Annotated in this window: 21 protein-coding genes; 9 read left to right on the top strand and 12 right to left on the bottom strand. The window is 65.3% G+C overall.

All coding sequences use genetic code 11. The features are described from left to right. Positions 1–155: 155 nt before the first annotated feature. The 6 genes from FFS09_RS06355 to FFS09_RS06330 all read right to left on the bottom strand — a co-directional run bounded on the left by FFS09_RS06355 (position 156) and on the right by FFS09_RS06330 (position 8143). On the bottom strand, positions 156–1697 hold the full coding sequence (locus FFS09_RS06355) for a 2-isopropylmalate synthase (protein WP_137918021.1): 1542 nt from the start codon (positions 1695–1697) through the stop codon (positions 156–158). A gap of 42 nt (positions 1698–1739) precedes the next feature. Further along, on the bottom strand, positions 1740–3419 hold the full coding sequence (leuA, locus tag FFS09_RS06350; protein ID WP_137918020.1) for a 2-isopropylmalate synthase: 1680 nt from the start codon (positions 3417–3419) through the stop codon (positions 1740–1742). A 186-nt stretch (positions 3420–3605) separates the two neighbouring features. Next, positions 3606–4415 (bottom strand): CDP-diacylglycerol--serine O-phosphatidyltransferase, encoded by an 810-nt coding sequence (pssA, locus tag FFS09_RS06345; protein ID WP_137918019.1) that lies wholly within the window; start codon positions 4413–4415, stop codon positions 3606–3608. 172 nt (positions 4416–4587) lie between these two features. Then, positions 4588–5604, bottom strand: coding sequence for a ketol-acid reductoisomerase (gene ilvC / locus FFS09_RS06340; RefSeq protein ID WP_137918018.1), 1017 nt, complete (start codon positions 5602–5604; stop codon positions 4588–4590). 142 nt (positions 5605–5746) lie between these two features. After that, on the bottom strand, positions 5747–6238 hold the full coding sequence (gene ilvN, locus FFS09_RS06335; protein ID WP_137918017.1) for an acetolactate synthase small subunit: 492 nt from the start codon (positions 6236–6238) through the stop codon (positions 5747–5749). A 120-nt stretch (positions 6239–6358) separates the two neighbouring features. Beyond that, on the bottom strand, positions 6359–8143 hold the full coding sequence (locus FFS09_RS06330) for an acetolactate synthase 3 catalytic subunit (protein WP_137918016.1): 1785 nt from the start codon (positions 8141–8143) through the stop codon (positions 6359–6361). 284 nt (positions 8144–8427) lie between these two features. Here FFS09_RS06330 and FFS09_RS06325 point away from each other — a divergent pair, with 284 nt between their 5' ends. From FFS09_RS06325 to FFS09_RS06315, 3 genes are read left to right on the top strand one after another with little or no spacing between them, the layout of a single operon-like run. Beyond that, positions 8428–8946 (top strand): RDD family protein, encoded by a 519-nt coding sequence (locus FFS09_RS06325; RefSeq protein WP_137918015.1) that lies wholly within the window; start codon positions 8428–8430, stop codon positions 8944–8946. Continuing rightward, a complete protein-coding gene (locus tag FFS09_RS06320) occupies positions 8943–9341 on the top strand; it encodes a diacylglycerol kinase (protein WP_137918014.1) in 399 nt (132 codons plus the stop codon). Before FFS09_RS06325 ends, FFS09_RS06320 begins: the two co-directional genes overlap by 4 nt. A 25-nt stretch (positions 9342–9366) precedes the next feature. Continuing rightward, positions 9367–9954: an LOG family protein gene (locus FFS09_RS06315; protein ID WP_137918013.1), complete on the top strand. Its 588-nt coding sequence runs from the start codon at positions 9367–9369 to the stop codon at positions 9952–9954. A 1-nt stretch (position 9955) separates the two neighbouring features. Here the strand turns inward: FFS09_RS06315 and FFS09_RS06310 are convergent, their stop codons facing one another. Both FFS09_RS06310 and FFS09_RS06305 read right to left on the bottom strand, forming a co-directional pair. Beyond that, the gene (locus FFS09_RS06310; protein WP_137918012.1) at positions 9956–10294 is read right to left on the bottom strand and encodes a P-II family nitrogen regulator; all 339 of its coding nucleotides are present in this window, start codon (positions 10292–10294) and stop codon (positions 9956–9958) included. A 66-nt stretch (positions 10295–10360) separates the two neighbouring features. Further along, positions 10361–12037 carry an NAD+ synthase gene (locus FFS09_RS06305; RefSeq protein ID WP_137918011.1) on the bottom strand — a complete coding sequence of 559 codons (1677 nt, stop codon included), beginning with the start codon at positions 12035–12037 and terminating at the stop codon, positions 10361–10363. 56 nt (positions 12038–12093) lie between these two features. On the opposite strand from FFS09_RS06305, the gene FFS09_RS06300 reads away from it, so the two are divergent. Continuing rightward, on the top strand, positions 12094–13266 hold the full coding sequence (locus tag FFS09_RS06300; protein ID WP_137918010.1) for a GNAT family N-acetyltransferase: 1173 nt from the start codon (positions 12094–12096) through the stop codon (positions 13264–13266). Between the two features lie 21 nt (positions 13267–13287). Here FFS09_RS06300 and ppa read toward each other — a convergent pair whose 3' ends face one another. Beyond that, entirely contained in the window at positions 13288–13827 is a 540-nt protein-coding gene (ppa, locus tag FFS09_RS06295) for an inorganic diphosphatase (protein ID WP_137918009.1), read from the bottom strand. Positions 13828–14126: 299 nt separating this feature from the next. Here ppa and FFS09_RS06290 point away from each other — a divergent pair, with 299 nt between their 5' ends. The 3 genes from FFS09_RS06290 to moeA all read left to right on the top strand — a co-directional run bounded on the left by FFS09_RS06290 (position 14127) and on the right by moeA (position 18713). Continuing rightward, positions 14127–16190, top strand: coding sequence for a sodium-translocating pyrophosphatase (locus FFS09_RS06290; protein WP_137918008.1), 2064 nt, complete (start codon positions 14127–14129; stop codon positions 16188–16190). Positions 16191–16347: 157 nt separating this feature from the next. Continuing rightward, positions 16348–17463, top strand: coding sequence for a GTP 3',8-cyclase MoaA (gene moaA, locus FFS09_RS06285; protein WP_137918007.1), 1116 nt, complete (start codon positions 16348–16350; stop codon positions 17461–17463). Further along, positions 17460–18713, top strand: a complete 1254-nt coding sequence (moeA, locus tag FFS09_RS06280; RefSeq protein WP_137918006.1) for a molybdopterin molybdotransferase MoeA — start codon at positions 17460–17462, stop codon at positions 18711–18713. The genes moaA and moeA overlap by 4 nt, the downstream gene beginning before the upstream one ends. 17 nt (positions 18714–18730) lie before the next feature. Here moeA and FFS09_RS06275 read toward each other — a convergent pair whose 3' ends face one another. The 3 genes from FFS09_RS06275 to FFS09_RS06265 form a co-directional block, all read right to left on the bottom strand. Further along, positions 18731–22372 carry a hypothetical protein gene (locus FFS09_RS06275; protein ID WP_137918005.1) on the bottom strand — a complete coding sequence of 1214 codons (3642 nt, stop codon included), beginning with the start codon at positions 22370–22372 and terminating at the stop codon, positions 18731–18733. Between the two features lie 84 nt (positions 22373–22456). Further along, entirely contained in the window at positions 22457–22891 is a 435-nt protein-coding gene (gene rnhA / locus FFS09_RS06270) for a ribonuclease HI (RefSeq protein WP_137918004.1), read from the bottom strand. A 37-nt stretch (positions 22892–22928) separates the two neighbouring features. Then, positions 22929–23696 carry a class I SAM-dependent methyltransferase gene (locus FFS09_RS06265; protein WP_137918003.1) on the bottom strand — a complete coding sequence of 256 codons (768 nt, stop codon included), beginning with the start codon at positions 23694–23696 and terminating at the stop codon, positions 22929–22931. Positions 23697–23800: 104 nt separating this feature from the next. On the opposite strand from FFS09_RS06265, the gene gloB reads away from it, so the two are divergent. Beyond that, positions 23801–24577 (top strand): hydroxyacylglutathione hydrolase, encoded by a 777-nt coding sequence (gene gloB, locus FFS09_RS06260; protein ID WP_137918002.1) that lies wholly within the window; start codon positions 23801–23803, stop codon positions 24575–24577. Continuing rightward, positions 24574–26202, top strand: a complete 1629-nt coding sequence (locus FFS09_RS06255) for a transglycosylase SLT domain-containing protein (RefSeq protein WP_137918001.1) — start codon at positions 24574–24576, stop codon at positions 26200–26202. Before gloB ends, FFS09_RS06255 begins: the two co-directional genes overlap by 4 nt. The last annotated feature ends 18 nt before the right edge of the window (positions 26203–26220 follow it).

The raw sequence follows: 26220 nt of genomic DNA, 5'->3' as shown, positions 1-26220 counted from the left end.
CTGCGCAGGAGCGAAGTATAGACATCCGGAAAAAAACTAGCAATATCAAATGCTTGGGAAATTGTCTTCAATGATCGGTAGAACAGGTGCTACTTTTGGTGCCTTTTCTGCGGTTCAAGAAACAAATTTCATCAAGTCTTTGATTTGATTGGGTTTTATCCTTGCGCCGCGACGCGATCGGCTTTGCTGTGCAGTTTGTTCAACGCGCTCAGATAGGCCTTGGCCGATGCCACGACGATGTCCGGGTCCGCGCCCACGCCGTTGACCACGCGTCCACCGTGCTGCAAACGCACCGTCACCTCACCCTGGCTCTCGGTCGACCCACTCGTGATGGCGTTGACCGAATACAGCAGCATTTCCGCACCGCTCTTGACGTGCATTTCGATCGCTTTGAGCGACGCGTCCACCGGACCATTGCCATCGCTCTCGCCCTCGACTTCCTTGCCATCCACCGTGAACACCACATTCGCATGCGGTCGTTCACCGGTTTCGCTGCGCTGCTTGAGCGAGACCAGGCCGTACTGCTCTTTTTCAGCGGTCACACTCTCGTCGCTGCACAGGGCCAGGATGTCTTCGTCAAAAATCTCGCTCTTGCGGTCGGCGAGCTCCTTGAACGCCGCAAAGGCGGTGTTGATTTCGCTCTCGGACTCCATCTCGATGCCCAGATCCTGCAGGCGCTGCTTGAACGCGTTGCGCCCGCTGAGCTTGCCCAGCACGATCTTGTTGGCGCTCCAGCCCACATCTTCCGCGCGCATGATTTCGTAGGTGTCGCGCGCTTTGAGCACGCCGTCCTGGTGGATGCCGCTGGCGTGGGCAAACGCGTTGGCGCCCACCACCGCCTTGTTGGGCTGCACCACGAAACCGGTGGTCTGGCTCACCATGCGGCTGGCCGGCACGATCTGTGTGGCGTCCACGCCCACGTCCAGGTTGAAGTAGTCGCGCCGCGTGCGCACCGCCATCACGATCTCTTCCAGCGAACAGTTGCCCGCACGCTCGCCGAGGCCGTTGATGGTGCACTCCACCTGACGCGCGCCGCCGAGCTTCACCCCCGCCAGTGAGTTGGCCACGGCCATGCCCAGGTCGTTGTGGCAATGCACCGACCAGATCACCTTGTCGGAGTTGGGCACGCGCTCACGAAGGCTGCGAATGAATTCACCGTACAACTCGGGGATGGCGTAACCCACCGTGTCCGGGATGTTGAGCGTCGTCGCACCTTCCTTGATGACGGCCTCCAGCACGCGGCAGAGGAAATCCGGATCACTGCGGTAGCCGTCTTCCGGGCTGAACTCGATGTCGTCCACCAGGTTGCGCGCGAAACGCACCGACTGCACGGCCTGCTCCAGCACCTGCTCGGGCGTCATGCGCAGCTTCTTCTCCATGTGTAACGCGCTGGTGGCAATGAAGGTGTGGATGCGCGCGCGGTGCGCGCCCTTGAGGGCCTCTGCAGCGCGGGCGATGTCGCGGTCGTTGGCGCGTGCGAGCGAGCACACGGTCGACTCCTTGATGGTGTTGGCAATGGCCTGCACGCAGTCAAAGTCCCCATTGGAGCTGGCGGCGAATCCCGCCTCGATGACATCGACCTTGAGGCGTTCGAGCTGGCGTGCGATGCGCAGCTTCTCGTCCTTGGTCATCGACGCACCGGGCGATTGCTCGCCGTCGCGCAAGGTGGTGTCAAAAATGATCAGTTTGTCGCTCATGGGGAAACTCCGTTGGAGAAGGTTGTCGTGGGCAGGTCGGTATCAACCTGCCTGCAGGATTTCGCGATCGTGGGCGAGCGGCAATGCCGCCCGCTGCATGCCGGAGACGATGGCCTTGAAGGACGCGGACACGATGTTCGCATCGATGCCCACGCCAAACAGCGTGCGGCTGCCGTCGACGCGCAGTTCAACATACGCGACGGCGCGGGCTTCGGCGCCCGAGCCGATGGCGTGCTCATGGTAATCCAGCACCCGCAATTGTCTGCCCGTGGCGGCGGAAACGCCATGGACAAAAGCGTCGATGGGGCCGTTGCCCTGGCCGTCCACCGCCACCGCTTGCCCCGCGATCTGCAACTGGGCAGACACGCGCACGCTCTGGCCATCAACGTCTTTCATGGCCGACTGCAACGGCGCTTGCGCCAGCCCATACTCGCGCTCGAAGATGGCCCACAGGTCAGCGGCACCCAGCTCCTTGCCATTCGCGTCCATGACCGCTTGCACCACCTGGCTGAACTCGATCTGCAGGCGGCGCGGCAATTCAAGGCCGTATTCGCTTTCCAGCAAATAGGCCATGCCGCCTTTGCCCGACTGGCTGTTGACGCGGATGACGGCCTCGTAGCTGCGGCCCAGGTCCTTGGGGTCGATCGGGAGATAGGGAATGGCCCAGACGTCACCGTCCTTGCGCACCGCGAACGCCTTCTTGATCGCGTCCTGGTGCGAACCGGAGAACGAGGTGTAGACCAACTCGCCCACATACGGATGGCGCGGGTGCACCGGCAACTGGTTGCAATGCTCGACCTCGGCCCGGATGGCATCGATGTCGGAGAAGTCGAGGTTGGGTGTCACGCCTTGCACGTAGAGATTGAGCGCGACATTGACCACGTCCAGGTTGCCCGTGCGTTCGCCGTTGCCGAAGAGACAGCCTTCAACGCGATGCGCGCCGGCCATCAAGGCCAGCTCGGCCGCGGCGGTGCCGGTCCCGCGGTCGTTGTGCGGGTGCACCGACAGCACCACGTTGCGGCGATCGGCAAAGCGGCGGCTCATCCACTCGATCTGGTCGGCGAAGACGTTGGGCGTTGCATTCTCCACCGTGGTGGGCAGATTGAGGATCACCGGGCGCCCTGCGCCCCACGCCGCGATCGCCGTCTCGCAGGCTTGCAGCGACACCTCGAGTTCGGCCATGCTGAACGTCTCGGGCGAATACTGAAGCACCCACTCGGTGTCGGTCTGCGCGTCGGTGAGTCGCTTGACCAAGCCGACACTGCGTTCGATCAAGGCCATCACCTCGGGCACGCTCATGCCGAACACCACCTCGCGCCACACCGGCGCCACGGCGTTGTAGACATGCACGATCGCCTTGCGCGCGCCGCGCAGCGATTCGATGGTGCGCTCGATCAACTCTTCGCGCGCTGGCGTCATGACCTGGATGGTCACGTCGTCGGGAATGCGGCCTTCGTCGATGAGCCTGCGCAGAAAGTCGAACTCCACCTGCGACGCGGCCGGAAAGCCGACCTCAATTTCCTTGAAGCCGATCTTCACCAGCAAGTCGAACATGCGCAGCTTGCGCGCCACATCCATCGGTTCGATCAGCGCCTGGTTGCCATCGCGCAGATCGGTGCTCAGCCAGATGGGCGCCTGGGTGAGCGTGGCATCGGGCCATGTGCGGTCCTTGAGACCGATCGGTTTGAAGGCGGGGTACTTGCTGGCAGGTTGTTTCAACATGGTGCACTTTCGATGGTACTGAAACCCGCAGCCCCAAACAAAAACGGCCCGCTGCAGGTGCAAACGGGCCGTTTTGAAGGGAATGCGCGCGCGCTATCCAGACTGCCCGTGACGGACATCCAGTAGTAGGGCGAAAGCGCGAAAACTCATGTCGCAAACTCTATCACATCTTTCGAGATGGAACACTCAATCGTGCAGCCCGCGTTCGTCAGGCTCGTCGGTGGAGGTGCTGATCACGCTGGTCGGGCGGCCCTTGGCCTTGCGCCAGCAGTACACCGCGTAGCCCGAAAGGCCGTACACGATGAACAGCGCGAACAGCACGGTGGGCGGGTGGATGTTGATGACGGCAATGCCCAAGGCCACCAGCACGATGGCCGCGAACGGCACGCTCTTCTTCAGGCTCAAGTCCTTGAAGCTGTAGAACGGCACATTGGTGACCATGGTCAGCCCGGTGTAGAGCGTGATGGCGAACATGGCCCAGGTCACGTTCTGCGGCGGGATTTCCAGTTCGGTCATGAGCCAGATGAAACCCGCCACCAGCGCGGCAGCGGCCGGCGACGGCAGGCCCTGGAAATAGCGTTTGTCCACCACCGCGGTGTTGACATTGAAACGCGCCAGACGCAGGGCGGCACAGGCGCAATACACGAAGGCCGCAATCCAGCCCCAGCGGCCGAGGTCGCGCAGGGTCCATTCGTAGGCGATGAGCGCGGGTGCCGCGCCGAAAGACACCATGTCGGACAAGGAGTCCATCTGTTCGCCAAAGGCGCTCTGCGTGTTGGTGAGGCGTGCCACGCGGCCATCGAGGCTGTCGAGCACCATGGCCACGAAGATGCCCACGGTGGCCAGATCGAAGCGGCCATTCATGGCCATGACCACCGAATAGAAACCGCCAAACAGCGCGGCCAGCGTGATCATGTTGGGCACCATGTAGATGCCCTTGGGTCGCCTTGGGCGTTCCTCGTTCTGCGTCATGTGGGGGTCTGTTCCATCGTGCATGTAGGCCTCTCCTCTCCGTCGAATCTTTGGGCAAATTGGCCCTGCGACAGCTGTTCTGCGCAGAATATTGCAGTGTACGGCAGCAAGAGCACCGTGGAAAAAACGACAAGGGCCACCGAAGTGGCCCTTGTGGTCGGTCCGCGCGGCGCGCGGATCGGCTTGCCTTGCGCGATCAGTTGCGCGTCTGGTCCACCAGCTTGTTCTTGGCGATCCAGGGCATCATGGCGCGCAGCTGTGCACCCACCACTTCGATGCTGTGATCGGCGGTGTTGCGGCGGCGTGCGGTCATCGACGGGTAGTTCGTGCGGCCTTCGGCGATGAACATCTTGGCGTAGTCACCGTTCTGGATGCGCTTGAGCGCATTGCGCATGGCCACGCGCGACTGCTCGTTGATCACTTCAGGGCCCGTCACGTACTCGCCGTATTCGGCGTTGTTCGAGATCGAGTAGTTCATGTTGGCGATGCCGCCTTCGTAGATCAGATCAACGATGAGCTTGAGCTCGTGCAGGCACTCGAAGTACGCCATTTCGGGCGCGTAGCCGGCTTCCACCAGCGTCTCGTAACCCATCTTGATCAGCTCGACCGCACCACCGCACAGAACGGCTTGTTCGCCGAACAGGTCGGTCTCGGTCTCTTCCTTGAAGTTGGTTTCGATGATGCCGGCCTTGCCGCCACCGTTGGCCATGGCGTAGGACAGGGCCAGGTCACGCGCCTTGCCGGTTTTGTCCTGGTGCACCGCCACGAGGTGGGGCACGCCGCCACCTTGCGTGTAGGTGTTGCGCACGGTGTGGCCAGGGGCCTTGGGCGCGACCATCCACACGTCCAGATCGGCGCGCGGCACGACCTGGTTGTAGTGCACGTTGAAGCCGTGGGCGAAGGCCAGCGAAGCGCCTTGCTTGATGTTGGGCGCGACGTTGTTGGTGTAGACCTCGGCGATCTGCTCGTCGGGCAACAGGATCATGACCACGTCGGCGGCCTTGACCGCGTCGTTCACTTCCAGAACATTCAGGCCGGCCTTGCCGACCTTGTCCCACGATGCGCCACCCTTGCGCAGGCCGACCACGACCTTCACGCCGCTGTCGTTCAGGTTCTGTGCGTGGGCGTGGCCCTGGCTGCCGTAGCCGATGATGGCAACGGTCTTGCCCTTGATCAGGGACAGGTCACAGTCTTTGTCGTAGAAAACTTTCATCTCATTGCTCCAGTAGATTGATGGGTTGTGCCGTTCTTCTCGAGCCTGTCGAAGGGCTCTCGGTACCTCGGTTCGCCACAAGGGCGGATCGGGGCTTCGACAGGCTCAGCGCGAACGGGCAAAAGGCTGAGCCCCGAAAAACTCAAACGCGCAGGATTCTCTCACCTCGGCCGATGCCGCTGGCGCCGGTGCGAACGGTTTCGAGAATGGCCGAGCGGTCGATGGCTTCCAGGAAAGCGTCGTTCTTGCCCTGGTCGCCCGTGAGTTCGATGGTGTAACTCTTCTCCGTCACGTCGATGATGCGGCCGCGGAAGATGTCGGCCATGCGCTTCATTTCCTCGCGCTCCTTGCCCACCGCGCGCACCTTCACCATCATGAGCTCGCGCTCGGTGTAGGCGCCTTCGGTGAGGTCGACCACCTTGACGACCTCGATCAGGCGGTTCAGGTGCTTGGTGATCTGCTCGATGACGTCGTCCGACCCGGTGGTCTGGATCGTCATGCGCGACAGGCTCGGGTCTTCGGTGGGCGCCACCGTGAGCGATTCGATGTTGTAACCACGGGCGGAAAACAGGCCGACCACGCGCGACAGTGCGCCAGGTTCGTTTTCCAGCAAGACAGCGATGATGTGTTTCATAAGTGCGATTCCTCTTTTCGCCGCCCTCCCCTGCGCACGGTAATGCGCAGGCTCGACGGACAATAGATTCGTCTAAGGGGATGAAGCGACGAGGTGTCTGTCGCCGCTTCGCTTGGGTGTTTACAGGTCTTCGGAACCCAGCAGCATCTCGGTGATGCCCTTGCCAGCCTTGACCATGGGGAACACGTTCTCCGTCGGGTCGGTGCGGAAGTCCATGAACACAGTGCGGTCCTTGAGCTTTCGCGCCTCACGCAGTGCCGGCTCCACATCCTGCGGCTTTTCGATCAGCATGCCGACGTGGCCATAAGCCTCGGCAAGCTTCACGAAGTTGGGCAGCGCGTCCATGTAGCTGTGGCTGTAACGGCCTTCGTAATCGATCTCCTGCCACTGCCGAACCATGCCGAGGTAGCGGTTGTTCAACGAGCAGATCTTGATCGGCGTGTTGTATTGGAAGCAGGTGGACAGCTCCTGGATGTTCATCTGCACCGAGCCTTCGCCGGTGATGGTGAACACCTCGGCATCGGGCTTTGCCAGCTTGATACCCATGGCATAGGGAATGCCCACGCCCATGGTGCCCAGGCCGCCGGAGTTGATCCAGCGGCGGGGTTCGTCAAAGCGGTAGTACTGCGCGGCCCACATCTGGTGCTGACCGACGTCGGACGTGATGTACACATCCGCGTCCTTGGTCATGTTCCACAGCGTTTCCACCACGTATTGCGGCTTGATCACGTCGGTGTTGCCGCGGTCGTACTTCAGGCAGTCCTTCGAGCGCCAGGTCTCGATGGTCTTCCACCACTCACCCAGAGCGGTTGCATCGGGGCGCGTGGTGCTCTCGCGCACCATGTTGATCAGCTCGGTCAGCACATCCTTGACGTCACCGACGATGGGCACATCGACCTTGACGCGCTTGGAGATGCTCGACGGGTCGATGTCGATGTGGATGATCTTGCGTTCGTTCTGGGCGAAGTGCTTGGGGTTGCCGATCACGCGGTCGTCAAAGCGCGCGCCCACGGCCAGCAGCACGTCGCAGTTCTGCATGGCGTTGTTGGCTTCGATCGTGCCGTGCATGCCCAGCATGCCGAGGAACTTGCGGTCCGACGCCGGGTAGGCACCCAGGCCCATCAGCGTGTTCGTGACGGGGTAGCCCAGCAAGTCCACCAGCGTGCGCAGCTCGTTCGTGGCATTGCCCAGCAGCACGCCGCCGCCGGTGTAGATGTAAGGCCGCTTGGCCGCCAGCAGCAGCTGCAGCGCCTTGCGGATCTGGCCGCCATGGCCCTTGCGCGCCGGGTTGTAGGAGCGCATTTCCACCGACTCAGGATAACCGTTGTACGGCACCTTGTTGAAGGACACATCCTTCGGCACGTCCACCACGACCGGGCCAGGGCGGCCGCTGCGGGCGATGTGGAAGGCCTTCTTCATCACCGAGGCCATGTCGCGCGCGTCCTTGACCAGGAAGTTGTGCTTGACGATGGGGCGCGTGATGCCGACGGTGTCGCACTCCTGGAAGGCGTCCAGGCCAATGGCGGCCGTGGGCACCTGGCCGGAGATGATCACCATCGGGATGCTGTCCATGTAGGCGGTGGCGATGCCGGTGACGGCATTGGTCAGGCCAGGGCCGGAGGTGACCAGCGCCACGCCCACGTCGCCGGTGGCGCGCGCATAGCCGTCGGCCGCGTGCACCGCCGCCTGCTCGTGGCGCACCAGCACGTGCTGGATGGTGTCCTGCTTGTAGAAAGCGTCGTAGATGTGCAGCACAGCACCACCGGGGTAGCCCCAGATGTACTTCACCTGCTCGGCCTGGAGGGCCTTGATCAGGATTTCTGCGCCGCGGAGTTCTTGTGTGGCTGAGCCGGCGCTGGATTGCGCTGCGGCAGCCGAGGCCAGTTCGGCCTTGCTGATGTCCATGATGAACCTTTCGAGAATTTCTCTAACGAAAAACCTTGGGTGCCTCTAGACCAACTCTTGTGAAGCGGTGTCGAGACTTGAGACCAATGGCCATGGACGGGCACATACCCCGCCGGACCTTGATCCGTTTGCCTTTTTGAATTGCAGCCGGGATTATCGCACTGCAACACGGGGAAGTTGCGCCCGGCGTCCGTCAAAGCCTCTTTTCGGCCTTGTTTTTTGGCGATGCGACAATCGCCGCTCCGTTTTTCGATGCGCGCGCCCGCGCCGCGACCCCGCTCTCCATGACCGACCACACCCCGGACAACCACCCTGCGCTGATGGCGCCTTCCCTGCGCCGCCGCATGGCCTGCTGGCTCTACGAAGGCATGTTGATGTTTGGCGTCGTCTTCCTCGCGAGCTACCTGTTTTCCACCCTCACGCAGACCCGGCACGCGCTGGACAACCGGCACGCCCAGCAGGCGTTTCTGTTCGTGGTGTTCGGCATCTACTTCACCTGGTTCTGGGCCAAGGGCCAGACCCTGGCCATGAAGACCTGGCACATCCGCGTCGTCGACCGCAACGGCCAGCCGCTGTCCCAGCCGCGCGCGCTGCTGCGCTACCTGCTGTCCTGGCTGTGGCTGCTGCCGCCGCTGGCCGTCTCCGGCCTGTTCAACCTGCCGGGCGGCGAGTTGACGGTGCTGCTGATCGGCTGGATCGCGATCTGGGCCCTGCTCTCGCGCTTTCACCCGCAGCGCCAGTTCCTGCACGACGCGCTGGCCGGCACGCGGCTGGTGCACCACCTTGCGCCCGCCAAAAAATGAGTGCCCTCCCGCCCCAAGAACCGGTCGATGCGCAAAAGCGGCGCACCGGCCTGTCCCGCATGGCCCACGCCTTCGGCTACTCCCTGGCCGGCCTGCGCGCGGGCTGGGGCGAGACCGCCTTTCGCCAGGAAGCGTTGGCGGCGGTGGTCCTGATCCCGGCTGCCTTCTGGCTCGGCCAGACCTGGGTGGAAGTCGCCCTGCTTTGCGCGGCGGTAGTGCTGGTGATGGTGGTCGAACTGCTCAACACCGGCATTGAAACCGCCATCGACCGCATCAGCCCCGAGTGGCACGACCTGTCCAAGCGCGCCAAGGACATGGGCAGCGCCGCCGTGCTGCTGAGCCTGCTGCTGTGTGGTGGCATCTGGTTGGCTGCCCTGTGGGCGCGCTGGGCCTGAACAACAACAAACTTTTTTTCTGCCGATGACCGATCCCACCTTTTCCCTGTGTGTCTATTGCGGCTCCCGCCCGGGCGTCGATCCCGCCTTCGCCGAAACGGCGCGGGCCATCGGTGAGTGGATCGGTGGTCATGGCGGCCAGTTGGTATACGGCGGCGGCCGCAACGGCCTCATGGGCGTGGTGGCCGAAGCCACGCTGGCCGCGGGTGGGCGCGTGGTCGGCATCATCCCCAAGGCGCTGGTCGAGAAGGAATGGGCGCACAACGGCTGCACCGAATTGCACGTGGTGGACACCATGCACGAGCGCAAACGCATGATGGCGGAGCGGGCCGACGCCTTCCTGGCGCTGCCGGGCGGCATCGGCACGTTCGAGGAGTTTTTCGAGGTCTGGACCTGGCGCCAGCTCGGCTACCACGACAAGCCCGTGGGCCTGCTCAACGTGGCGGGTTACTACGATGGTTTGATGACGTTCCTGCGCGCGGGTGTCGAGCAGGCGTTCATGAACGAGTGGCAGATGGACCTCATCCGCGTGGGCGACGACATTGCGACCTTGCTGCCCGAGCTGGTGCAGTCCGCGGGCTTTTCACCCGCGCCGCGCATCGAAGCGATCTGACTCAGACCGCCGTTTCGTCTTCCTCGCCGGTGCGGATGCGCACCACGCGCTCCACTTCCGTCACGAAAATCTTGCCGTCACCGATCTTGCCGGTGCGCGCCGCGCGGATGATCGCGTCCACGCAGCGATCCACGTCGCCGGCGTTCACCACGACCTCGATCTTGACCTTGGGCAGGAAGTCCACCACGTACTCGGCGCCACGGTAGAGCTCGGTGTGGCCTTTCTGGCGACCGAAGCCTTTGACCTCCGTCACGGTCAGGCCGGTCACGCCCTGCTCGGCCAGCGCCTCGCGCACTTCTTCGAGCTTGAACGGTTTGATGACGGCGGTGATCTGTTTCATGGGGGTAGCTCCAGGGCGGTTCGGTAATCGCGTTTGATTATGCCCAAGGCATTGCGCGCTCGCGCCTCATGCGCGGTATTTGCTCGTGATCGGGTAGCGCCAGTCTTTGCCGAAGCTGCGGTGCGTCACGCGAATGCCCACGGGCGCCTGGCGGCGCTTGTATTCGTTGATGCGGATCAGGCGCACCACCTTGTCGACGTCGGCGCGCGCGAAGCCGGCCGCCACGATGCTGTCCGGGCTCTGGTCGTTTTCCATGTAGCGCTCGATGATGGCGTCGAGCACGGCGTATTCGGGCAGGCTGTCCTGGTCTTTCTGGTCGGGCCGCAGCTCGGCGCTGGGCGGGCGCGTGATGATGCGATCGGGGATCGGGTCGGCGCCCGTGCCGTACGGGTCGTGCGCGTTGCGCCAGCGCGCGAGCTTGAACACCATGGTCTTGGCCACGTCCTTGATGACGGCAAAACCGCCCGCCATGTCGCCGTACAGCGTGCAGTAGCCCGTGGCCATTTCGCTCTTGTTGCCGGTGGTCAGCACGATGCTGCCGAACTTGTTGGACAAGGCCATGAGCAAGGTGCCGCGGATGCGCGCCTGCAGGTTTTCTTCGGTCGTATCTTCGGGCAGGCCGGCGAACTCGCTCGCCAGGCTGGCCTTGAAGGCCTCGAATTGCGGCGCGATGGCGATCTCGTCGTAGCGCACGCCCATGCGCGCGGCCATGTCGCGCGCGTCGATCCAGGAAATGTCGGCCGTGTAGGGCGACGGCATCATCACCGTGCGCACCTTGTCCTTGCCCAGGGCATCGACCGCGATCGCCAGCACCAGGGCCGAATCGATACCGCCCGAGAGCCCGAGGATCGCGCCGGGAAAGCCATTCTTGCCCAGGTAATCGCGCACACCCAGCACGAGTGCGTGCCACAGATCGGCCTCCGGGCTGTGGGCGCGGTCGGTCTCGGCAGTGATCTGCCAGCCCGCGTCCTGGCGCTTGAACGCAACGTCAAACAAGGCTTCTTCAAAACTCACCGCACGGCCCGCGAGCGCGCCATCGGCGCCCAGCACGAAGCTGCGGCCTTCGAACACGATCTCGTCCTGCCCACCCACGAGATGGGCGTACAGCAGCGGCAGGCCGGTGGAGCGCACGCGCTCGCGCATGGTGGCTTCACGCTCGCCGCCCTTGCCCGCGTGAAACGGCGATGCGTTGATGACCGCCAGCAGCTCGGCGCCAGCGGCCTTCGCGTCGGCCGCGGGCGCGTCGAACCAGGCGTCTTCGCAGATCAGCAAGCCCACGCGCACGCCGTCCACGTCGATCACGCACGTGCCCTGGCCGGGCACGAAGTAGCGGCGTTCGTCAAACACCTGGTAGTTGGGCAGTTCGCGCTTGGCGTAGGTGTGGGTCACGCGGCCTTCGCAGAGCACGCTCGCCGCGTTGTGCAGGTAGGCCACGGCCACGCTGCGCTCGCGCCGTTCGATCGTCTCGCCCGCGCGCGCCGGATGTCCCACCACGATGTGCAGGCCTTTGAGGTGGGCCGTGCCGCTCGCGATCACTTTGAGGGCATCATCACAGGCGTCGATGAAGGCGGGCCGCAGGAACAGGTCTTCGGCCGCATAGCCGCAGAGCGCGAGTTCGGGCGTGAGCAGCAGGCGGGCGCCGCGCGCATGGGCCTGCGTGGCAGCGTCGACGATTCTGCGGGCGTTGCCCACCATGTCGCCCACCACGAAATTGAGTTGAGCCACGCAAATGGAGAGAGTCATGAGGTCTGGGAATCTGGCTGGAGATGCCGCGAAGAAGCGGTGGCCGGGAGCCGTGATTGGCTGAAAACGATTATGTCACCCGGGTCTTCGGATCGCCGCGGGAGATCGGCGCGCGCGCCTGGAACGCGTTGCTCGCGCTCGAGCCCGACCCCAGCCCGTTCATGCGCCACGAGTACCTGAGCGCGTTGCACGAGAGCGGCAGCGCGTGCGCGACCACCGGCTGGCAAGCGCAGTTCGTGACGCTGTGGCGTGGCGAGGAGCTGCAAGCGGCTTGCCCGATGTACCTGAAGAGCCATTCGTACGGCGAGTACGTGTTCGACTGGGCCTGGGCCAACGCCTACGAGCAGCACGGGCTGGGCTACTACCCCAAGGCTTTGGTGGCCGTGCCGTTCACGCCGGTGCCCGGGGCGCGCTTGCTGGCGCGCGATGCCCAGGCCCGCACGGCGCTGGTGAAGGCACTCATCGACCATGCGCAGGAAGAAAACCTGTCATCGCTGCACCTGCTGTTCGCGCAAGCGCACGACATCGCAGCGTGCGAAGCCGCCGGGCTGATGCTGCGCCACACCGTGCAGTTCCATTGGCAGAACGAAGACGCCACCAGCGCCGCACCCTTCCGGGATTTCGACCACTTCCTCGCCAGCCTGCAGCAGGAAAAACGCAAGAAGATCCGGCAGGAGCGGCGCAAGGTGCACGAGGCTGGCGTGCGCTTTCGCTGGTCGCGCGGCAGCGACATTTCAGACGCTGACTGGGACTTTTTCTACCGCTGCTACGAACGCACCTACCTCGAACACGGCAACGCACCCTACCTGAGCCGCGACTTCTTCCACCGCATGGCACAGACCATGCCGGAGCACTGGCTGCTCTTCGTCGCCGAGCGCGAAGGCGGCCCAATCGCCTGCAGCCTGATCGGCATCGACAGCACCACCCTCACCGCCTACGGGCGCTACTGGGGTGCGCTGGAGCGGGTGGACTGCCTGCACTTCGAGGCGTGTTACTACCAGCCGCTGATCTGGTGCCTCCTGAACGGCTTCGCGCGCTTCGAAGGCGGTGCCCAGGGCGAGCACAAGATGGCGCGCGCCCTGCTCCCGGTCAAGACCACCAGCGCCCACTGGCTGGCGCACCCGGCGTTCGCCGACGCGGTGGACCGCTTCCTGAAACGCGAAGGCCAGGGGATCGGGGAGTACCTCGATCACCTGGCCTTGCGAAATCCGTTCAGGGCCATGCCCTGAATGAATGGCGAATGGGGCCGATCAGGCCTTGTTCGCTTTTTCGTAGTTGGCGATGCCGTCCAGAATTTCCTGGTGGGCGGCGTCCTTGCCTTCCCAGCCGATCACCTTCACCCACTTGCCGGGTTCCAGGTCCTTGTAGTGCTCGAAGAAGTGCTGGATGGTGTTCAGGCGCATCGGGTTCAGGTCTTCGGGCTTTTGCCACTGGGTGTAGATCGACAGGATCTTGTCGGTCGGCACGGCCAGCACCTTGCCATCTTCACCGGCTTCGTCCTGCATCTTCAGGATGCCGATCGCGCGGCAAGGCACGACCACGCCGGGGATCAGCGGCACGGGCGTGATCACCAGCACGTCCACCGGGTCGCCGTCGCCCGAGATCGTCTTGGGCACATAACCGTAGTTGGTCGGGTAGTGCATGGCGGTGCTCATGAAGCGGTCCACGAAGATCGCACCGGTTTCCTTGTCCACCTCGTACTTGATCGGGTCGGCGTTCATCGGGATTTCGATGATCACGTTGAACGATTCGGGCACGTTTTTTCCGGGAGTGACGTTGTCGAGAGCCATGGTGTTGTGGGAGGTAGTTGAAACGAAAGGATTCGTCCGGAGACCGGCGGGTAAACAAAGGCGCGTCCGGACAAGTCCGACGCGCCTAGGATTTACCCTGATTTTACTGATTCGAAGCTGACTTCCCGCGCCACGGTCACACGCATTTGCGCAATTGCCATTAAATTCATAGCGTTGGCCAATCGCCCTGTCTCGACGCTGTGCAACGCAGCGCCCACCGGCAGCGAGGAAGCAACGCAGCGGGGGCATCCCCGGAGGCGTTGCCCCCTCCAAGTCGAAAACGAGCAGGAGTAAATCTGATGGTTGGACAATCTGCGCTGATCTTTGCGTTGGTGTGTGGACTCGTGGCCGTGATCTACGGCTTCTGGTCCCGCAGCTGGATTCTTTCTCAGGACGCGGGCAACGCCCGCATGCAGGAAATCGCCGGGGCCATTCAAACCGGCGCCGCGGCTTACCTGGCACGGCAGTACAAGACCATTGGCATCGTCGGCGTGGTGCTGGCCGTGCTGATCGGGGTCTTCCTTGACCCCACCACCGCGATCGGCTTCGTGCTCGGCGCGGTGCTCTCGGGGGCTTGCGGCTTCATCGGCATGAACATCTCGGTGCGCGCCAACGTGCGCACCGCGCAAGCCGCCACCAAGGGCATTGGCCCGGCGCTGGACGTGGCGTTCCGCGGCGGCGCCATCACCGGCATGCTGGTGGTCGGCCTGGGTCTGCTGGGTGTGGCCGGGTTCTTCTGGTTCCTGCTGAGCAAAGGTGGCGGCGCACCGGCGGGCGACCTCGCCAAGCTGCTCAACCCGCTGATCGGCTTTGCCTTCGGCTCCTCGCTCATCTCGATCTTCGCGCGACTGGGCGGCGGCATCTTCACCAAAGGCGCTGACGTCGGCGCCGACCTGGTGGGCAAGGTGGAAGCCGGCATTCCGGAAGACGATCCGCGCAACCCGGCCGTGATCGCCGACAACGTCGGCGACAACGTGGGCGACTGCGCCGGCATGGCGGCCGACCTGTTCGAGACCTACGCGGTCACGCTCATCGCCACCATGGTGCTGGGCGCGCTCATGGTCACCGCCGCGCCGATGCAGGCCGTGCTCTACCCGCTGGTGCTCGGTGGCGTGTCCATCCTGGCATCCATCATCGGCTGCTTCTTCGTCAAGGCCAGCCCGGGCATGAAGAACGTGATGCCCGCGCTCTACAAGGGCCTGGCCATCGCCGGCGTGCTCTCGCTGATCGCGTTCTGGTTCGTCACCAGCTGGATCATTCCGGACAACGCCATCACGGCCACCGGCAGCCAGTTGCGCCTGTTCGGCGCCTGTGCCGTGGGCCTGGTGCTGACCGCCGCGCTGGTCTGGATCACCGAGTTCTACACCGGCACGCAGTACAGCCCGGTCAAGCACATCGCGCAAGCGTCCACCACCGGCCACGGCACCAACATCATTGCTGGCCTGGGCGTGTCCATGCGCTCCACCGCCTGGCCCGTGCTGTTCGTGTGCGTGGCCATCATCGCGTCCTACACGCTGGGCGGCCTCTACGGCATTGCCACCGCCGCGACCGCCATGTTGAGCATGGCCGGCATCGTGGTCGCGCTCGACGCGTACGGCCCGATCACCGACAACGCCGGCGGCATTGCCGAAATGGCCGAGCTGCCCAGCAGCGTGCGCGACATCACCGACCCGCTGGACGCCGTGGGCAACACCACCAAAGCCGTCACCAAGGGCTACGCCATCGGCTCTGCCGGCCTGGCCGCGCTGGTGCTGTTCGCCGACTACACCCACAAGCTGGAGACCTTCGGCCACAAGGTGACGTTCGACCTGAGCGACCCGATGGTGATCATCGGCCTGTTCATCGGCGGCATGATTCCTTACCTCTTCGGTGCCATGGCGATGGAGGCCGTGGGCCGCGCCGCCGGCTCGGTGGTGGTGGAAGTGCGCCGCCAGTTCAAGGAGATCCCCGGCATCATGGAAGGCACGGCCAAGCCCGAGTACGGCAAGGCGGTCGACATGCTGACCACCGCGGCCATCAAGGAAATGGTGATCCCCTCGCTGCTGCCGGTGGTGGTGCCGATCCTGGTGGGCGTGTTCCTTGGGCCGAAAGCGTTGGGCGGCTTGCTCATGGGCACCATCGTCACCGGTCTGTTCGTGGCCATTTCCATGTGCACCGGCGGCGGTGCGTGGGACAACGCCAAGAAGTACATCGAAGACGGAAACCACGGCGGCAAGGGCAGCGAGGCGCACAAGGCCGCCGTGACCGGCGACACCGTGGGCGACCCCTACAAGGACACGGCCGGTCCTGCGGTGAACCCCCTGATCAAGATCATCAACATCGTGGCGCTGCTGATCGTGCCGCTGCTGCCGCTGGCGACCTGATCGGGCCACCCGCAACGGCTCAGGAGGCCCGCTTCGGCGGGCTTTTTTTCGCCATCGTGTCGAACCGACCGGCCCCGCCGCCGCAATGTCCACGCGGCGAACCGGGTGCCCCCAGGCGTATCCCGTCAACAGGGGGTCGCTCGCCCATAATCGAGCCATGTCCGAACGCGTGATTCCCTTGATCGACCAGCGCCTGGTCTCGGTGCCTGCGCGCGTCCCTTCCGTGGCCACGGCGGCAACAGGCTTGCTCAGCGACACACGCGGCCGCCCGCTGCGCGACCTGCGCATCAGCGTCACCGACCGCTGCAACTTCCGCTGCAGCTATTGCATGCCGAAGAGCATCTTCGACAAGGACTACCCCTACCTGCCCCACAGCGCCCTGCTCAGCTTCGAGGAAATCACGCGCGTGGCACGCCAGTTCGTCGCGCACGGCGTGCAGAAAATCCGCCTCACGGGCGGTGAACCGCTGCTGCGCAAGAACCTCGAAATCCTGATCGAACAGCTCGCGGCCTTGCGCACCGTCGAAGGCCAGCCGCTGGACATCACGCTCACCACCAACGGCTCGCTGCTGACACGCAAGGCCAACGCGCTCAAGGCTTCGGGCCTGCAGCGCGTCACCGTCAGCCTCGACGGACTGGACGACACCATCTTCCGCGCCATGAACGACGTGGACTTTCCCGTGGCCGACGTGCTCGACGGCATCGCCGCCGCGCAGGCCGCGGGCCTGGGCCCGATCAAGATCAACATGGTGGTCAAGCGCGGCACCAACGACGACCAGATCCTGCCGATGGCGCGCCACTTCAAGGGCTCCGGCATCGTGCTGCGTTTCATCGAGTACATGGACGTGGGCGCCACCAACGGCTGGCGCATGGACGAGGTGTTGCCCAGCGCCGAGGTGGTGCAGCGCATCCACCGCGAACTGCCGCTGGTGCAGCTCGGCGCCTCGGCGCCGGGCGAAACCGCCGAGCGCTGGGGCTATGCCGACGGCACGGGTGAAATCGGCGTCATCAGCAGCGTGACGCAGGCCTTCTGCGGCGACTGCAACCGCGCGCGCCTGTCCACCGAAGGCCAGCTCTACCTCTGCCTGTTCGCCAGCCAGGGGCACGACCTGCGCCAGCTGATCCGCGGCGACGCCACCGACGAACAGCTGTCCAGCGCCATTGCCAGCATCTGGCAAGGCCGCGGCGACCGCTACTCCGAACTGCGCGCCAGCCTGCCGCCCGACGCGGGCCAGGGCAAGCGCCGCGTGGAAATGAGCTACATCGGCGGATGAACGACGCCACCCCGGACCTCAGCGTCGCCAGCGCCCACGCCTTGCTGGCCCGCTGGGTGAATCCGGTCACCGACACCGAAGAGATCGACCTGCGCAGCGCACTGGGCCGCGTGCTCGCGCAGGACGTGGTCTCCCCCATCGACGTGCCGCCGCACGACAACTCGGCCATGGACGGCTTCGCGTTCCATGGCGCGCAGCTCCAGGCCGCACAGCCGCTGCGCCTGCGCGTGATCGGCACCGCCCTGGCCGGCAAGGCCTGGGCCGGAACGGTGGGTGCGGGCGAATGCGTGAAGATCATGACCGGCGCCGTCCTGCCCACCGGGCTGGACACGGTGGCACCGCTCGAACTCGTCAAGGCCGATGGCGAACAGCACATCGTGGTGCCGCCCAACGCGCTCAACGCCGGCGAGAACCGCCGCCTGCGTGGCGAAGACCTCCAGCTCGGCCAGCCCGCCCTGCGCCAAGGCCACACCCTGGGCCCGGCCGCGCTTGGCCTGATCGCCAGCCTGGGCTTGCCGACGGCGAAGGTGTTCCGCCGTGTCAAGGTCGCCTTTTTCTCCACGGGCGACGAAATCCTGAGCCTGGGCGATGCACCACGCGAAGGCGCGGTATACGACAGCAACCGCTACACCCTCTTCGGCTTGCTCACGCGCCTGGGTGTGGAGGTACTCGACATGGGCGTCGTGCGCGACGCGCCCGCGCAGCTCGACGCCGCGTTCCGCCAGGCCGCCCAGCAGGCCGACGCGATCGTCACCAGTGGTGGCGTGAGCATGGGCGACGCCGACCACACCAGGGCCCTGCTGCAGCAGCTCGGCGACGTGGCGTTCTGGCGCATCGCCATGCGCCCGGGCCGGCCGATGGCCGTGGGCCGCATCGCCCGCGCAACCGGTGGCCCCCCTGCCGTGCTGTTCGGCCTGCCGGGCAACCCGGTGGCCGCCATGGTGACCTTCCTGGCCTTCGTGCGCCCTGCCCTGCAACGCCTGATGGGCGCGGTGGTGGAGGAGCCCGTGTTGCTGCGCGCCACCAGCGCCGAGGGGTTGCGCAAGAAACCCGGCCGCACGGAATACCAGCGCGGCATCGTCACGCTTGAAGCGGACGGCACGCTGCGCGTGCGCACCACCGGACCTCAAGGCTCGGGCGTGCTGCGCTCCATGGTCGAGGCCAACGGCCTGATCGTGCTGCACCACGACCAGGGCCGCGTGAACGCGGGCGACGCCGTTGACGTGATGATGTTCGACGGCGTGCTCTGAGGCGCCCCGCCCTCGCGTCAAGCCGTCCGGTTTGGCACCTCGATCCCAAGCCCCTCTCTCAGCCACACCTCGGGCGGCATCGCGCCAAGATAGGCGAGCGCTTCCAGCAGATCGCGGGCAGATCCCTGTTGTGCCAACAGGCAGCGACCGATCGCCTGGGTGATGGCGCTGGCGGGCACGGCAATGGCCTGCATGTCGATGACCTTGTCAAGAAACCGCCGCGCAGGGGCATCCTCGCTGGAAGAGGTCTCGTCAGGCGGCGCCGTGAGATCGTCGCGGAGATGGGTCAGCTGGTTGACCAGCATGGCCGCGAATTCGTCGTGGTCCTCGATGGTCAGAAGGCCCGCCAACCGATCCACCTCGATTTCCCATGGATCGCGCGAACCCACATAGGCGGCTTTACTGGTGCTGGCCAACGCCACCACCGACGCAGCATCCAGATAGGGCCCCATGATCCCGCCCCATTCGATGAACGGCCTGGTGCCGGCATGGAACATCGCCGGGCCGACCTTCACCGAGCGGCCATCGCCCAGGCTCCAGCCAAAGCCTTTGCCCGTCCCTTGCGCGGACAACTCGGGACGGCGCAGCCGGTTGCGGGTCATGATCTCGCTCACCCCTTGCTTGGCACGGGGACCGAGGCGCCGCTCTCCATTGTCGGAAAACCGTTCCGACGTTTCCTCGACATACATCAGCGACGTGTTGCGACGCAGCAGGCTCAACGCGGCGCTCACCTCGCGGGCGTCCATCGCCGAGAGTGTGCCAATGAATTCCTCCACCGTGGGATTGCGCGCCAGGGCACGGGTCAGGGACAGTATGTTGAAGGGTGAGCGGGCGATTTCCACGCTCTTCAGACCCTTGCAGCCGCCCACGATGCTCTCCACCCAGTGGCGGTCTTCCGGTTCGAGCCGGTCCATGTTCACCACAAGCTGCGTTGCAGCCACCGCCGCGCTGCCGAACAGCACAGCCACGGTGCGACTGGCGTGCACCGTCAGCCTGTCCCAGGCGCGGCATGGCAAGGTCGCTTGTGCCAACGCATCGCTGCCTTGCGTCAAATGCAAACCCTTCACCTGTGAAACCTTGAGCACATCCGCCATCGCCCGCAGGAACGATTCGTCGCCAACGTCCAAGCGATCCAGACCGACGCTTCTGATGGGTGTGCCCTTGACGTTGTTGAGCAGTCGGGTCAATCCGTCGGTCGGGATAAAGAGTGTGCGGGGTGACAGCGCCATCTGCAGCGCCAGGCCCGCGCGCGACTGAATGAGTGCCGACAGGTCGTCCCAGATGGTGTCGTAGGTCGGCGACTGTATGTCGACGTGCAACGTCAGCTGCTCGGGTTTGACCGTGTTGGCAAACGCGATCACCTGGGCAGCGGCCGTTGGCGAAAGATCGGTGGATATCACCAGGGCGCATGTGCATTGCGGGTCGTCAGGCCAGCCGTGCAGGTCTGCCAGCGCAGCCGCAATGGGCGCTGTCTGCACGACCACCGGCCAATGCGCAGGGACCCGCGCGATGATGTGTTTGAGCAGCGCCGCCTGCCCGTGGCTGAGGAGCTCGTGGGCCATGTACATGACCCCCGCCGCGGCCCGTGCGGGGTTGATCGTTCCGGTGTCGAGCAAGTCCATGATCATCCGGATCGCATCGCGGTGCGCCACAAAGCCGTGCCCTATCGCCGCCAGGCGCACCTGCATGCGGTCCCGCAGGGTCTGGCGGCTTGCGGCGCCGGGCGGCGTGACGAGCGTGTCCGGGTTCGCGCGCGCCGGCCGGGCGGCAGCCACGGCGGTTGGTGGCTGTGAGGCGGCCGCACCCGACGCCCCCGGCACGGCCGGGTTCCCCACGGGCGCGCGCACGTTGGGGTCGGGGGACGGCAGCGGCGTGATCGCATCGACTTGCGTGGAGGGCATGCCTTCACGCATCCAGGTCTGGTGAAAACCGCTGCCGAGGGCTCGCCACTCGGCGTCCGTGCGCACGCGCCAGGCACACCCTGCTGCAATGAGCGCCTGGCACATCGGTGCCAGCTCCTGCGCGCGGGCGGTGCCCACCCAATCGGTGATCGCGGCCTTGACAAGGTCGGCCGGCACGTCGGCTGCGGCGAGGACCTGCACCTTCGCGCGGGCGCCATCGTTCTGCGGCTCCTCCAGCACCCCGTGCACATTCACGGGCAGACACAGCATGTTGTCGGGCGTAGAGAGGTGGGCTATCAGTTCCAGGGGCTGACGATTCTCCGCCAGCAAGCCACTCAGCGTGTGCACGGCGCGCGACCACCACAGGGCCTTGATCTGCCGTTGCGCGGCGGCGCGCTCTTCGGCCGGCATCAAACGGTTCACCGCGCTCATGCCATTGAGCCGCGCCGTGGCATCCACATCGATGGGAATGGTGAGGTCTGACGCGATGGCCATGGGGCGATGGGTCATGGTCAGGACGTTGTGGTTGCGCGCCAGGAAAACCAGCGCCCGATCAACGTCCTGAACCTTGGCATTCACCGACACCACGAAGCACCCCTCGATCCGTTCAAACACATGCTCGGACCGCATCGCATGCTGCCCCAGCGCGAAAGCCAGGGCCATGAGGTCCTGCGTGCCGTGAGCGACGATTGTGTGCACACCGTTCTGCGCCAGCAGGGACAAGCGCTCGAAATCGTTGGCGAAGGCCACACTCTGCGAGCCGTCCTGCGGATGAAGCTCCAACCGCCCCACCGTGTTCTGACCGCTTCGAAGCCAGGCCTGGAGCACATCGTCCTGCAGCCGCACATGGACGATGTCCCAGCCTCGGCGGCACGCCAACAGCCGTTGCGCAACGTCCGGCTCGACGCTCTTGTCCGACACGTCCAGCATCGTGGCGCCCGACTCCCGGACGCATTCGACCAGCGCGGCCTCCACCTGCGCGTGCCCCGCGTACAGGTACCCGAACTGGATGCCGATGGCCCGTGCCACGACACCCGGCAATGCCTGCAGCACGTCGAGGGCTGCCACGTTCGCCACCACGCGGCCGCCATTGTCGGCGGGCGGCTCCAGGGCGGACTCCACCACGATGTTCAGCCCCGCGATCGGACGCAACCGCAGCAGCGCGGAAAACGCCTCTGCGGTCACAGGCCCCTCCGTGTGGTTGGCGACCAGGTTCACGCTGAGCTCGGAGGGCCGCCTCATGAACCCGTGCAGCGCCATGACCGCGTGAAGAGGCAAGGCGCTCGCCAGCTTGATCGACACCGGGACGTCCCGTGGCCAGGTCGTGCCCATGCGCGCCAGCACGTTCGCCGCGTGTTCGTTGGAGCCCACATCGAACACGCAGTGCATTCGGGTCAGCAACACCAGCCGGCGCAACAAGGCGGCCTGGCCGCTTTTCAGCAGCATGTCGCTCGCCAGCGCCAGGGTCCTGGCATCGGCATCGTCCACCTTGTCCTCGCGGTCCAGCAACAGAATGGTTTCCACAGCCGCGTGCTCCTGCGCGCTGTGCGGTCCATCCTGTGTCTGCAACCGCTTCGACCACTGCAGGAACAGCTCCATGGGCGCCTGGCCTTCCTGGCCCGGAATCGGCTCCATGAGGCTCACCAGTTGCCCGCCGCTGGTGCGGGTTCGGATCAGATCGGGTGGGAGGTCGGCCCGGTTGCGGGTCGCAAGAAGCGATGTTGGAGTAGAAAGGTCGCCAGCGGCAAGTCGTTTCATGCAGGTCCCAGGGAGGTGGTTTCGGTGTCCCTGTGTGACCGCTCTCTCCCGACGGTTCCACCTACCCCGGTTGAGCGCTGCGCTTCAACCCGGCACGCCCCGGTTGGCCAACGCATCGGCGCGTTCGTTGCCCGGGTCGCCCGCGTGCCCCTTGACCCAATGCCATTCGATCTTGTGCACGCCGCCATGCACCAACGCATCCAGGCGCTTCCACAGGTCGGCGTTCTTCACGGGCTGTTTGGACGCTGTGATCCAGCCCTTGCGTTTCCAGCCATGGATCCATTCGGTGATGCCCTGGCGCACGTACTGGCTGTCGAGGTAGAGCGACACCTGGCAGGGGCGCTTGAGCGCGGCCAGTGCCTCGATCACGGCGGTGAGCTCCATGCGGTTGTTGGTGGTCTCGCGCTCACCACCCCACAGCTCTTTTTCAAAGCCCTCCGACTTGAGGTACACGCCCCAGCCGCCCGGGCCGGGGTTGCCCTTGCAGGCGCCGTCGGTATAGATCACCACATGGTTCAAGAAAAATGCTCCTCGATGAAAAGAAAAAACAAAAAATTCAATGCCGGTTCGCGACCGACACCGGGGCTGCCGACGGCGCACGCCGCGGCTTCCAGGCCGGCCCGAGCAAGCGCATGCCGCGCACGCGCTTGACCGCCACCACGAAGTACACCGCGCCAAAAATCGGCCACCAGCGCGCGCCCGCGCGGTCCAGCCAGCCATAGCGGTTCAGCCATTTTTCAGAATGCATCGCGGGCCGGTAACAACCAAAACGGTCCGACTCGATCTCGAAGCTGAGCAGGCGCAGCCAGTCGCGCAAACGCCAGGGCCCGATGAAATCGCCCGCCTCGGGCAGGTACAGCTGGGAGGCACCCAACAAGCGGCCACGCGCCTGCCGGAAACCCCAGAGGCTGGCCGGGTTGAAGCCCGAGATCACCACCCGCCCTTCGGGCACCAGCACGCGCTCGACCTCGCGCAGCACATGGTGCGGGTCGGCGCTGAATTCGAGCGTGTGCGGCAGCACCACCAGGTCCAGGCTGCCTTCGGGAAACGGCAGCGCGGCCGCGTCGGTGACCAAGGCCATGCGCGGCGGGCGGCGGTGGGAAGGCATCTCCCCGCCCATGGCCGGCACCTCGGGCAGCGCGAGCCAGCGCTGCGGCATGCGGTTGGCCTGCAGGCCGTCGAGTTCGGGCAAACCGAGCTGCAATGCGTTGAAACCGAACAGATCGGCCACCGCGAGGTCAAACTGTGTCCGCTCCCACGCCAGCAGGTACTCGCCCGGCGCGGTCGCGAACCACTCGGTCAACCCTATAATTTTTGCGGTCATGTGGTGCGGGAATTGGGTCGGTTCCCACCCGAAGTCTGCGACACTGCAGACCCACCGGGAAGGCCAGCCCCGCACTCTACACGCCCTCACCCGACATCCGCGCCATGCACCTCATTCCCATCCCGGCCTTCAGCGACAACTACATCTGGGCGCTTCACGACGGCCAGCGGGCCCTGGTGGTCGACCCCGGCGAGTCCGAGGGCGTGGCGCGCTGGCTGCAGCAGCAAGGCCTGCGGCTGGACACCATCCTCATCACCCACCACCACGCCGACCACACCGGCGGCGTGGCCGCGCTGCGCGAAGCCACCGGCGCGCGCGTGATCGGGCCGGTCGTCGAGCCCATGCCCGAACCGCTGCAGCGCGTGGGCGAAGGCGAGGCGGTGGAGGTGCTCGGCCTGCGCTTCGAGGTGATCGAAGTGCCCGGACACACCGCCGGCCACATTGCGTACTACACGCCCGAGATGGACGGCGCGCCGCTGCTGTTCTGTGGCGACACGCTGTTTTCCGGTGGCTGCGGCCGCCTGTTCGAAGGCACGCCGGCCCAGATGCTGCACTCGCTCACCCGCCTGGCCGCCCTGCCCGCCGCCACGCGCGTGTGCTGCACCCACGAATACACGCTCTCCAACCTGAAGTTCGCACAAGCGGTCGAGCCCGGCAACGCCGAGCTGCTGGCCTACATCGAACGGTGCAAGGCACAACGCGCGCAGAACTTTCCGACGCTGCCCAGCTCCATTGAGCTGGAAAAGCACATCAATCCCTTTTTGCGCACGCACGAACCCGCCGTCGTGCGGTCCGCCGTGGCCCACGAACCGGGCATCAGCACCGACGACGCCGTGGCCGTGTTCGCCACGCTGCGCGAATGGAAAAACAATTTCAAATGACCCTTGATTTCCCGATAGCTCCAGCCCAGGCCCCGGCCACACGCCGTTGGTTCCTGCCCGCCGCGATCGCCGCGGCCTTGTTCATCTCCGGTTGCGCCACCTCCCTTCCCGAGTCGCCGTCCCGCACCGGCGACGCGACCACGAGCGCGCCGACCACCACGCCCGCACCGAGCCTGCCCTCGTACCGCCTGCCTGGCCACGTGCCGCTGAGCGACATCACCGCCGCCAGCACCGGCACCAATCCCTACGGCGTGGCCACACTGGACGCGCCTTCCGATCTGTGGGACCGCATCCGCCGTGGCTTTGCCATGCCCGATCTGCAGAACGAGCTGGTGATCGACCGCGAGCAGTGGTACGCGACCCGCCCGGACTACATGCAGCGCATGACCGAGCGCTCCAGCCGCTACCTGTTCCACATCGTCGAAGAGATCGAAGTGCGCAACATGCCGATGGAGCTGGCGCTGCTGCCCTTCATCGAAAGCGCGTTCAACCCGCAGGCGGTGTCCAGCGCGCGCGCGGCCGGCATGTGGCAGTTCATGCCGGCCACCGGGCAGTCGTTCGACCTCAAGCAGAACGCCTTCCGCGACGACCGGCGCGACGTGCTCGCCTCCACCCGCGCGGCACTGGACTACATGCAGCAGCTGTACAACCGGTTCGGCGACTGGCACCTGGCCCTGGCGGCCTACAACTGGGGCCAGGGCAACGTCAACCGCGCCATCACGAACAACCAGCGCCAGGGCAAGCCCACCGGCTACACCGACCTCAACATGCCGGCCGAGACCCGGCTGTACGTGCCCAAGCTGCAGGCGGTGAAGAACATCCTGGCGCGGCCCGAGGCCTACAACACCACCCTGCCCCTGATCGGCAACCACCCCTTCTTCGACACCGTCACACTGCAGCGCGACATGGACGTGGCCTTGATCGCGCGCCTGGCCGAGGTGAGCGAAAAGGACTTCCGCGCGCTCAACCCCTCGATGCGCCAGCCGGTGGTGATGGCCGCGGGCACACCCACGGTGCTCCTGCCCTGGGACAACGCCATCATCTTCCAGCGCAACCTGCAGAACCACACTGGGCCGCTGGCCAGCTGGACGGCGTGGGTCGTGCCCTCCACCATGACGGTGGCGCAGGCCGCGGCCAGGGCCGGCATGAGCGAATCGATGCTGCGCGAGATCAACAACATCCCGCCGCGCATGCAGGTGCGCGCCGGCTCCAGCCTGCTGGTGCCGCGCAGCGAGGCGCGCAACACCGACGTGCCGGTGCACGTGGCCGACAACGGCCAGATCAGCTTTCAGCCCGAGGTGGTGCTGCGGCGCACCGTGGTGAAGGCACGCAAGGGCGAGAACGTGACCAAGCTGGCGCGTCGCTATGGCGTGAGCCCGGTCAGCGTGGCCGACTGGAACAAGCTCGGCGTGGACTCCGCGCTGAAGGCGGGACAGAGCATCGCGCTCATGCTCCCCCAGCGCGCGAAGGTGACGGCCAAGGCAGGCAGCGGCAGCAACAAGAAACAGGCCGCCGCCAAACCGACGCGCAAGCAGGCGGGCGCCAAGCCCACGAAGACCGCGAAACAGCCCACCAAGACGCGCGTGGCCAGCAGCACCAAGAAGCCGGCCAAGAAAAAGCCGTGACGGGAAGGTGCGAAGGGC

Origin of the sequence: Hydrogenophaga sp. 2FB, assembly GCF_005503365.1 — a bacterium.
Lineage (GTDB): Bacteria > Pseudomonadota > Gammaproteobacteria > Burkholderiales > Burkholderiaceae_C > Hydrogenophaga.
The sequence above is the reverse complement of the archived record's forward strand: the minus strand, read 5'-3'. Positions and strand labels throughout refer to the sequence as shown.